The following is an 8,788-nucleotide window of genomic DNA, read 5'->3' on the forward strand; positions in this document are numbered from 1 at the left end:
CACCCGTCGGGGCCGTCACCAGTAGTGGCGTCGGCCGCCGACCGCGTGCCCGACCGAACCGAGGATCCACAGGATGGCGCCCACGACGATCAGGACGATGCCGATGGTCCACAGGATGCCTATGCCGGTCAGCCAGCCGACGAGCAACAAGATGATTCCAAGGACGAGCATGATGTCCCTCAATCCCGCGGAAGGCTGCGGAACGATTTGCCCCGCAGCAGGGCCGCAGACGGCGTCTACCCGCCTGCGCGGCCGTTATCGGCGGAAGTACGGAAAGTTTGCGACGCCCGGAACCGGTTAGACGCTGCCAAGGACCGATTCCAAGCCGATGGGAGTGACATCGTGTCGGGCGAAGAGAAGATGCGGGCCAAGAAGGAACAGGCGACGGGCAAGGCCAAGGAAACCATGGGCCGGGCCGTCGGCAACGAGCGCCTCACCACCAAGGGACGCGCCGAGAAGACCAAGGGAGACGCCCGCGGGGCCAAGGAGAAGATCAAGGACACGATCAAGGACACCATGGACAAGTAGCGCGGTCGGCGGGAGCGGAAGCGCACGCCCCGCGCCTTGCGCACCCGCGCGAAGGCCGTCTCCGGACCGGTGTCCGGAGACGGCCTTCGTGCCTTCCGGATCAGGAGGACGCGGCCGACGAACGTCGGCCCGAGGACCGCTCGCTGTCGGCGAACTCCCGGACCAGGACGGCGCAGAACGCGTCCAGATCAGCGGGCTGGCGGCTGGTGACGAGCGTCGCGGGCTCCTTGTGGCAGACCTGCACCTCCTCGTCCACCCAGGTGCCGCCCGCGTTGCGGATGTCGGTCGCCAGGCTCGGCCACGAGGTCAGCGTCCGGCCCCGTACGACATCCGCCTCCACCAGGGTCCAGGGCGCGTGGCAGATCGCCGCGACCGGCTTGCCCGCCTCGAAGAAGCTCCGTACGAATCCGACGGCCCGCCGGTTCACGCGCAGGGCGTCGGGGTTGGCCACTCCCCCGGGCAGGACGAGCGCGTCGAAGGCGTCCGAGGTATCGCCCGCGAGCACGTGATCGACGGGGTGGGTGCCGGCCTTGTCGAAGTGCCGGAACGCCTGGACCCGTCCGGGCGCCGTCGAGACCAGCTGCGGGATCCAGCCGTTCTGCTCGACCGCCTTCCACGGTGCGGTCAGTTCGATCTCCTCCACGCCCACGGGCGCGGTCAGGAACGCGATGCGCACACCACTCACTTCCCCTCCACTCCGGTGGTGAGGTTTCGGACATGTTGTGCGCTTACCCGGCCCGGGAGCACGCATTCGGCCGACTGCGCCGCCCGTGGCGCCCGTGGCGCCCGGCGGTCGCCTGCCCGACCGGGGGAACGCGGAGTGTCGGTGCCGGGCCGGAACCGTGCCGTCCGGCACGGTGGGCGCAGTGTTCCGCCGTCCGCGTGCGACGGCGCCCGGGGCCACCTGTGAGGGGTTCGCATGGCCGAGAACGACACCTCCCGCACCTCCCCTACCAGCCGCCGCGCCGTCCTGCTGGCCGCCGGATCGGCCGGGGCCGCCCTGCTGACCGCGGCCTGCGCCGACCCGGCCGGCACCCGGGGAGCGGCCGGGCAGCCGTCGGCCCCGGCCTCCCCGCCCCGGCCGACCGGCAGCAGCAGCAGCAGCAGCAGCAGCCCATCCTGCGTCCTCGCCACCGAAGCGGGCGCGGGCCCCTACTACCTGGAACTGGACCGGGTCCGGTCGGACATCACGGAGGGCCGGGCCGGGGTTCCCTTCCGGCTGGACCTGACGGTGGTCCGGGTGTCGGCGGGCTGCCGGCCCCTCGAGGCCGCCACCGTCGACGTGTGGCAGGCCGACTCCTCGGGCACCTACTCCACCGGCGGGGCCACCTTCCTGCGCGGCACACAGGTCACCGACGCCGCCGGCCGGTGCGTGTTCCGGACGATCGTGCCCGGCTGGTACGCGGGGCTGGCCCCGCACATCCACTTCAAGGTGCGCCCGGACACCCGTACCGAGACGACCTCTCAGTTCTTCTTCCCCGAAGACCTCCTGCTGAAGGTGTACGCGGGCCAGCCCTACGCCCGCCGCTCGGCGCCCGAGCACCCCAACGCCCGGGACAGCCGCTACAACTCCACCGGCGCCGCCATGACCCTGGCCCCCACGCCCGACGGCAACGGCTACCGCGCCGCGTACACCGTCGGAATCGCCTGACGCCACAGCGGCACCGGTGCGGTTCCGCCCGCAACTGTTCAGCGCGGACGGCGCCCGCGGCCGTCAGGAGGGTTGGGCCGACGAGAAGGCCGTGACGGTCGCCTTGTCGTCGCATTCGGCGAAGACGCCGTCGTCCATGGCGATCTGGTGCGAGCCCGCGCCGGGCACCCCGAGGACGAGCGTGGGGAAGGCGGCGGGCGTGGCGCCGGACGCGCAGTAGCCGTCGGCCTCGCCCTGGACGTTGACGAAGGTGAGCTTGGTCCAGGCGCGGCCGCCCGGGGCCAGGGACACCGTGGCGGCCGGGCCGCTGTGGGTGACGGTGAGCGGGTGGTTCTTGTCGGGCGAGCCGTGGCCGGCACCGGCGACCGTCGGGAACCCGCGGAGCGTGCACGGCCGGGTCGAGGTGTTGGTGACCGAGACGATGGCGGCGCCCGTCCCCGTGCCGGGCGGCCGGACCTCGGCCTGGCGGGCTTCGGAGACCTCGATCTGGTCGATCGTGCAGGCCTTCGCCCCACCACCCGTACCGATCCCGCCCGTACCGCTCCCGCCCGTACCGCCGCCCACCGAGGCGCCTCCGGTGGGTGTGGGTGCGGCCGTGGGCGTGGCCGTGGGTGCGGCGGTGGGCGTCGGCGACGACGGATCGGGGATCGCGCCCTCGTCGCCGGCCGGGGTGCAGCCCGCCATCAGGGCGGTGACCGCCACCGCCGCCACCAGCGCTGCCGCGGACCGGCCGACGGCTGTCGTGTACTGCATGAGCGCTCCCGAGGTTCACGACCGGTCCCGCACCGGCACTCGCCGCGGGACACAGCATCGTGCCCCGCCCGGGTTCCCGGGAGCGCCACGCTGTGGCGGTTCCGTGACGCCACCATGACGTGCGCCCGCGCGTACGCCGTACCGCGGTGTCAGTCGCCTCCGCCGCCGCCCCCGCACGACGAGCCCCCGCACGAAGAGGAACCCCCGCAGCCGCCACCGCCGCCGTCTCCGCTCGACCACGAACCGCGCCGGCGCCTCCGCCGCGACTGCTGTCCGGCCCCGCGCACCGCGGCGATGAGTAGCACGAAGAAGATGATCCCCACCATCACCAGGTAGTCCATGTGTCCCGCCCCCCGTTCCGTTCCCTGCGTCCGGTCTTGCCCGTGTGGGGGAGATGCCCGCCGCGGCCCGCGCGCCAATCCGGCTTTGAGCAACTCCAGAGCTTCGGCCCCCCGGGCAGAACCGCCCGCACCCCCGCGGGCATCCTGAAGGACATGCCCCTCCCGAGATCCGCCCCCGTCCACCGGGCGGCGCACGCCCTGCGCCAGCTGGTCCGCTTCGGCCTGCTCCAGGCCGCCTCCTGCGCGTTCGCGGTGACCCTGCTCGCCGGGGTGGGCTTGTCCGGGCTGCTCCCCGAACTGCCCGTGGCCCGCTACGACCTGCTGTTCGGCTACGGGGTGCTGCTGAGCGTGGTCTTCCGGCTGACCGGCTGGGAGCGCGGCCGGGACCTCGTGGTGATCGCCGGCTGCCACCTGCTGGGCCTGGTCTTCGAGTACGTGAAGGTGGCCCTCGGCTCCTGGTCGTATCCGGAGGACGCGGTGCTGAAGTTCGGCGGTGTGCCCCTCTACGGGGGCTTCCTGTACGCGGCGGTCGGCAGCTACATCTGCGCCGTGTGGCGGCTGCTCAGGCTGGAGCTGACCGGCTACCGCCCGGCCGCGACCGCGGTGGCGGCCGGCGCGCTGTACGTGAACTTCCTCAGCCACCACTGGCTGCCGGACCTGCGCTGGCCGCTGGCAGCCCTGCTGGTCGCGGTCACCGCCACCGCCCGGGTGCACTACACGGTGGGCAAGCACTGCTACTGGATGCCGATGCCGCTGAGCTTCGTCCTGATCGGCTTCTTCCTCTGGGTGGCGGAGAACATCGCGACCTACGCCGGGGCCTGGCGGTACCCGTACCAGCTCGACGGCTGGGAGCCGGTGTCGGTGCAGAAGTTCGGCGCGTGGGCGCTGCTGGTCAGCGTGCTGTGCGTGCTCGGAGCCGCCGTGCACCACCGGACCCGGGCCCGCCGCGTCGGGCTCCGTGTCAGTCTTCGGGGATGACGTTGCCGTCCTCGTCGAGCGTGAGGTGGATGCGGGCGGGGTCCTGGCTGTTGACGTCGGACGGGCGCGGTCCCTCGGGCCCGTCGGGGCCCCACCGCAGCAGCCGGCGGGTGCGGACGATCTGGTACACGCTGCCCTGGAACTCCAGCCGGTTGACGCGTCCGGCCCGGAGCGTGTCGGCGGCCCCAGCGTACGCGGCCAGCTCCGCGGCACGTCGGTCGGCCGCGTCCGCGCCGCCCTCGCCGTGCACGGCCGCGCCGTCCGCGGCGGCCGCGCCCTCCTTGGCCCGGGTGCGGGCGTCGGTCTGCGGGGCGGCGTCTTCGGGGATGAGTCCGCGCATCCGCGGCCACATCCAGGTCAGCGCGAAGTCCAGCGACCTGCGGGCGGCGTGCGGCGACTCGTGCGGGCCGCTGACCGGCCTCCAGCCGCCGTCGGTCCGCTCCGCCACCGTGAACGTCGCGGGAAGCACCAGGACATCCGGGTGGGTGACCAGCGCCCGCCGCGAATCCTCCCGCACGTCTTCGGGGAAGCGCTCGCCCGAGTAGCACAGCTCGCGCAGCGCCAGCTGCTCGGCGGCCTGGCTGGGGGTGACCGGCGCGTCCGGGTCCAGGACCAGTCCGTCGTCGATCTCCGGGCCCCTGGTGGCACGGTCCCAGTCGGGTACGGGCGGCTCCGGATCGGTCGGGCGCGGCTGTTCGATGCCGCCCGGGCCGGAGGCGGCGTACTCCTCGGCGCGCACGACCCGGTACCGGGTCCCGGCCGCTTCGAGGTCGTCGACCCGCTCGGTCTCCAGCCGGGCGACCGCCGCCAGCAGCGCGCGCCGCTCCACCCGGTCCTGTGCCTCGTCCTTCGCACGGAACCAGAGGCGCGAGTTCAGCGCGTCACGCGCCTGCTGCGGGCAGCCGGCCGTCACCGCGATCGCCATCCGCCACCGCGGCCCGTCCGCGGGGCCCTGCTCGGCCACCCCGAACAGCGGGCCGCGCACGACGACATCGCCCGCCCGGTGCACGGCGTCGACCGCATCGGCCTCCATCGCGGCTTCCACCGGCTCGACCGGCACCCGTACCACCATCGGCCGCGACCCGCCCGGCCCCACTACCCCACGGTCCATGCGTTCATCTTGGCGACCGCGGCACGAAGCCGTCCCGGATTCGCCGATTCGCCCGCCGGGCGGCGTCCGCGGGGATACGGTCCGGGAGGGGCAGCCGCTTGCGCGGAGCGCCCGCTACGGAAGCGCGTCGGTCACTCCGTCGACGATCATCATCCACATGGGCTGGCCGCCCGTGCCGAACGCCGAGGCCAGGGCGTAGCCGATGGCGGCGTCCGCGGGCCGGGTCTCGGCGCCCTCCTTCCACTCGGCGATGACCGTCTCGTCGCCGTCGGAGGAGAAGTCGCCCAGGTGCACGCCGTCCCGGGTGAGCCGGCTGCTGGGGACCGAGTCCGGGACCAGGCGGTAGTCCGCCCCGTCGTGGCGGACGTCCACCCGGTACGAGCGCCTGCTCAGCCTGCCCTTGCCCGGATTCAGCCCGGCTTCGAGGCCGTCGACCAGCATGCGGAGGCGGGCCGGATCACGTGTGCCGATGGCGATGTGCGGGTCCGCCTCCGCCTCCGGGTCACGCTCCAGGACGACGTGCGGGATCCCCTCGCCCGCCACCTCGATCCGGTGCCGGCCGTCCTGCCGGACGGTGATCCCGCCGAAGCGCGTGTCCTCGATGGGTGCTCGTTCTGCCTGGTTCACACTGCCCCTTCCCCTCCGGGACCATTGAGCCACACACGTCCGACCAGGCGACTGGCGGGGCCCGGACGCGTCAGGCCTGCGCCGCCGTGGCGGCGGGGATGTCGACGCGGGCGGCCCTGCGGGCCGGCCACAGCGAGGCGAGCAGCGCGCCCGCCAGGGCGATCAGCACGCCCAGCGCGAGGCGCCCCCAGGGCAGGACCAGCGTGTAGCCGACGACGTTCTCCTGGAGGGTGCGGCCGAGCGCCCAGCCCAGGAACACACCCAGGGCCGTGCCCAGGGTCGCGCCGAGCCCGCCAAGGAGCAGGGCCTCCAGGCGGATCATCCGGGTCACACCCGTGCGGTCCACACCGAGGGCGCGCAGGGTGCCGATCTCCTTGCGGCGTTCGAGGACGGACATCGCGAGGGTGTTGGCGATGCCCAGTGCGGCGATCGCCAGGGCCATGCTGAGCAGGGCGTAGAAGACGTTGAGCTGGTCGCCGATGGATCCGCTGTCCTCGGCCCGGATCTCCGCCTCGTCGCGGACGGCCAGGGCGGGGTTGTCGCCGAGGGCGCGGGTGATGCCGCCGAGCGCGGCCCGGCTGGGTCCGCCGTCCGTGGCGACGAGGATTGCGTCGGTGTGCGGGTCGGTGTCGTAGCGGGCGACGAGGGAGTCGGGTGCGGTGATGCTCGGCAGCAGGTTGCTCTGCTCGTCGGCCCGGTAGATGGCGCCGATGGTGACGCTGCCGTGCTGCTCGTCCCGGCGCTGGACCGGGAGGGTCTGGCCGACGCGCCAGCCGGCCGCCTTGGCCTTGAATTCGGCCACGGCGATCTGGCCCTTGGCCAGGCTGTCGAGGGAGCCCTCGATCACGTCGTAGCGCAGCAGCCGTCCGATGGTGGCCGGGTTGACGCCGGTGAGTACGGAGGAGGTGCCGGCCAGGCGGTACTCGGTGGACTGGTTGAGCGGGCTGACGGCCGCGCCGGGCAGCTTCTCCAGGGCCGCGGCGGTGGCGGGGGTCATCCCCATGCCGCCCTCGGCGGGCTTCACCAGGTAGTCGGCGGTGAAGTCGTGGGTGGTCGCGCGGTCGAGGTACTGGGCGGCGGAGGCTCCGAGGATCGACAGACCCGAGGCGAGGGTGAGGGCGATGGCGAGCGCGGCGGCGGTGGCGCCGGTGCGGCGCGGGTCGCGCACGGTGTTGCGGGCGGCGAGGTTCCCGTAGACCGGGCTGAGGCGCGTCAGCAGCGGCTGGAGCAGTGCCACGAACGGCCGGGACAGCAGCGGGATGAGAGCGATCGCCCCGGTGAGGGCGAGGGCCGCGCCGAGGCCGATGACCATCCGGGCGTCCCGGCCCGTGGTCAGGGCCCCGTACACCGTGGCGGCCGTACCGGTGAGGACCAGCGCCGCGCCGAGGCCGGTCCGCAGGGAGCCGGCGCGTGCGGGGGCCGGGGGTTCGGCGGCGCTGAGCGCGGCGACGGGCGGGATGGACATGGCCCGGCGGATCGGCAGCCAGGCGGCGACCATGGGCAGGGCCGTGCCGACCAGCAGGGACGTGATCACGGTGGCCGGGGTGAGGACGAGCGGGGCGGCCGGGGTGTCGGCGGCACCGAACAGCCGCTGCAGCAGGGCGGCGACCCCGGTGCCGAGGGCGAGGCCGGCCGCGGAGGCGATCGCGCCGACGAGCAGGGTCTCGGTCAGCAGGATGCGCCGCACCTGCTTGCGCGAGGCGCCCACGGCCCGCATCAGGGCCAGTTCCCTGGTGCGTCGGGCGACGAGCATGGTGAAGGTGTTGGAGATGAGGAAGGTGGCGACGAACAGCGCGACCGCGGCGAAGCCCAGCAGGATCTGGCTCATCGTGTCGCTGTCGCTGGTGGCGAGGTTGACCTGGATCCGGGCGAGCTGGGCCCCGGTGGCCGCGCCGGTGCCCTGGGGCAGCACCTGTTCGACACGGCCGAGGAGCTGCTGCGCGCCGGTGCCGGGCGCGGCCGTCAGCTCGATGTTCTGGTAGCGGCCGGGCTGGAGGAAGAGTCGCTGGGCGGTGGTGTCGGCGAACAGGGTCAGGCTGCCGCCGGAGGTGCGCGTGGTCCCGTCGGTACGGAAGATTCCGGTCAGCGTGTACGAGGAGGCGCCCTGGTTCGTGCCGACGCGCACGGTGTCACCGATGCGGTAGCCGCCCTTCGCGGCGGTGGTCTCGTCGAGGGCGACCGCATCGTTGCCGGTCGGTCCGGAGCCCTGGGTGAAGCGGTAGGCGGGATCCGTGCCGTCCGCTCCGGGGGCGAAGTTGCCGCCCCGGTGGGACGGTCCGTGACCGAGCAGCCGGCCCTCGCGGTCGGCGACGGCGGCGAACCCGTCGACGCGGCCCGTGGCGGCGGCGACTCCGGAGACCTTGGCGAGGGTGCCCACCGTCCCGGCGTCGATGCCGGCGGGTCCGGCGGCGGCGCCCTGGGGCTTTTCGGGGAAGACGCTGACGGCGATGCGCTCGTAGCCTTCGGTCACCCGGGCCGTTGCGGCGCGGCTGAGGCTGTCGCCGTAGACGAGGCTGCCGGAGATGAACGTGACGCCGAGCATGACCGCGAACGCGGTCATGAGCAGGCGTGCCTTGTGCGCGAGCACGTTGCGCAGGGCGGTACGGAACATGGGTGTGCGTTTCCTCGGAGGAGGCGGGCTCGGCGGGTGCGAGCCGGTGGCTGGGGGCTGGCGGGGCCGGACGGGCCGGCTGACGCGGCTGGTACGGCTGACGCGGCTGGTTCGGCTGGGTACGGCTGGTTCGGCTGGCGCGGCTGGCGCGGCTGGCGCGGCTGGCGCGGCTGGCGCGGCTGGCGCGT

General features: G+C 73.8%; 9 protein-coding genes. 3 read left to right on the forward strand and 6 right to left on the reverse strand.

Annotation, left to right across the window (positions count from 1 at the left end; translation table 11 throughout):
* Positions 1–15: 15 nt before the first annotated feature.
* Positions 16–171 carry a DUF6131 family protein gene (locus ACFWP3_RS27950; RefSeq protein WP_384226273.1) on the reverse strand — a complete coding sequence of 52 codons (156 nt, stop codon included), beginning with the start codon at positions 169–171 and terminating at the stop codon, positions 16–18.
* Positions 172–342: 171 nt separating this feature from the next.
* Between ACFWP3_RS27950 and ACFWP3_RS27955 the strand changes: the two genes are divergently transcribed.
* Positions 343–528: a CsbD family protein gene (locus ACFWP3_RS27955; RefSeq protein ID WP_384226275.1), complete on the forward strand. Its 186-nt coding sequence runs from the start codon at positions 343–345 to the stop codon at positions 526–528.
* A gap of 100 nt (positions 529–628) precedes the next feature.
* Here ACFWP3_RS27955 and ACFWP3_RS27960 read toward each other — a convergent pair whose 3' ends face one another.
* On the reverse strand, positions 629–1,204 hold the full coding sequence (locus tag ACFWP3_RS27960) for a type 1 glutamine amidotransferase domain-containing protein (protein ID WP_384226303.1): 576 nt from the start codon (positions 1,202–1,204) through the stop codon (positions 629–631).
* 243 nt (positions 1,205–1,447) lie between these two features.
* Between ACFWP3_RS27960 and ACFWP3_RS27965 the strand changes: the two genes are divergently transcribed.
* Positions 1,448–2,179: an intradiol ring-cleavage dioxygenase gene (locus ACFWP3_RS27965; RefSeq protein WP_384226277.1), complete on the forward strand. Its 732-nt coding sequence runs from the start codon at positions 1,448–1,450 to the stop codon at positions 2,177–2,179.
* 63 nt (positions 2,180–2,242) lie between these two features.
* On the opposite strand, the gene ACFWP3_RS27970 is transcribed toward ACFWP3_RS27965, so the two are convergent.
* Entirely contained in the window at positions 2,243–2,932 is a 690-nt protein-coding gene (locus ACFWP3_RS27970) for a DUF4232 domain-containing protein (RefSeq protein WP_384226279.1), read from the reverse strand.
* Positions 2,933–3,426: 494 nt separating this feature from the next.
* Here ACFWP3_RS27970 and ACFWP3_RS27975 point away from each other — a divergent pair, with 494 nt between their 5' ends.
* Complete coding sequence (locus ACFWP3_RS27975) at positions 3,427–4,251, forward strand: DUF817 domain-containing protein (RefSeq protein WP_384226281.1); 825 nt, start codon at positions 3,427–3,429, stop codon at positions 4,249–4,251.
* Here ACFWP3_RS27975 and ACFWP3_RS27980 read toward each other — a convergent pair.
* The 3 genes from ACFWP3_RS27980 to ACFWP3_RS27990 form a co-directional block, all read right to left on the reverse strand.
* Entirely contained in the window at positions 4,235–5,362 is a 1,128-nt protein-coding gene (locus ACFWP3_RS27980) for a DUF5954 family protein (protein WP_384226284.1), read from the reverse strand. The two genes, ACFWP3_RS27975 and ACFWP3_RS27980, sit on opposite strands and share 17 nt — an antisense overlap.
* Before the next feature lie 114 nt (positions 5,363–5,476).
* Positions 5,477–5,989 carry a hypothetical protein gene (locus tag ACFWP3_RS27985; RefSeq protein WP_384226286.1) on the reverse strand — a complete coding sequence of 171 codons (513 nt, stop codon included), beginning with the start codon at positions 5,987–5,989 and terminating at the stop codon, positions 5,477–5,479.
* A gap of 70 nt (positions 5,990–6,059) precedes the next feature.
* Complete coding sequence (locus tag ACFWP3_RS27990) at positions 6,060–8,600, reverse strand: FtsX-like permease family protein (protein WP_384226287.1); 2,541 nt, start codon at positions 8,598–8,600, stop codon at positions 6,060–6,062.
* Positions 8,601–8,788: the final 188 nt, after the last annotated feature.

Source organism: Streptomyces sp. NPDC058525, assembly GCF_042719495.1.
In the GTDB taxonomy this organism is placed as follows: Bacteria; Actinomycetota; Actinomycetes; order Streptomycetales; family Streptomycetaceae; genus Streptomyces.

What these genes read in the sequence shown, in the direction of transcription:
- ACFWP3_RS27990 (WP_384226287.1), bottom strand. Translation starts at nt 8,600, where the DNA reads ATGTTCCGTACCGCCCTGCGCAACGTGCTCGCGCACAAGGCACGCCTG.
- ACFWP3_RS27965 (WP_384226277.1), top strand. Translation starts at nt 1,448, where the DNA reads ATGGCCGAGAACGACACCTCCCGCACCTCCCCTACCAGCCGCCGCGCC.
- ACFWP3_RS27980 (WP_384226284.1), bottom strand. Translation starts at nt 5,362, where the DNA reads ATGGACCGTGGGGTAGTGGGGCCGGGCGGGTCGCGGCCGATGGTGGTA.
- ACFWP3_RS27950 (WP_384226273.1), bottom strand. Translation starts at nt 171, where the DNA reads ATGCTCGTCCTTGGAATCATCTTGTTGCTCGTCGGCTGGCTGACCGGC.
- ACFWP3_RS27970 (WP_384226279.1), bottom strand. Translation starts at nt 2,932, where the DNA reads ATGCAGTACACGACAGCCGTCGGCCGGTCCGCGGCAGCGCTGGTGGCG.
- ACFWP3_RS27975 (WP_384226281.1), top strand. Translation starts at nt 3,427, where the DNA reads ATGCCCCTCCCGAGATCCGCCCCCGTCCACCGGGCGGCGCACGCCCTG.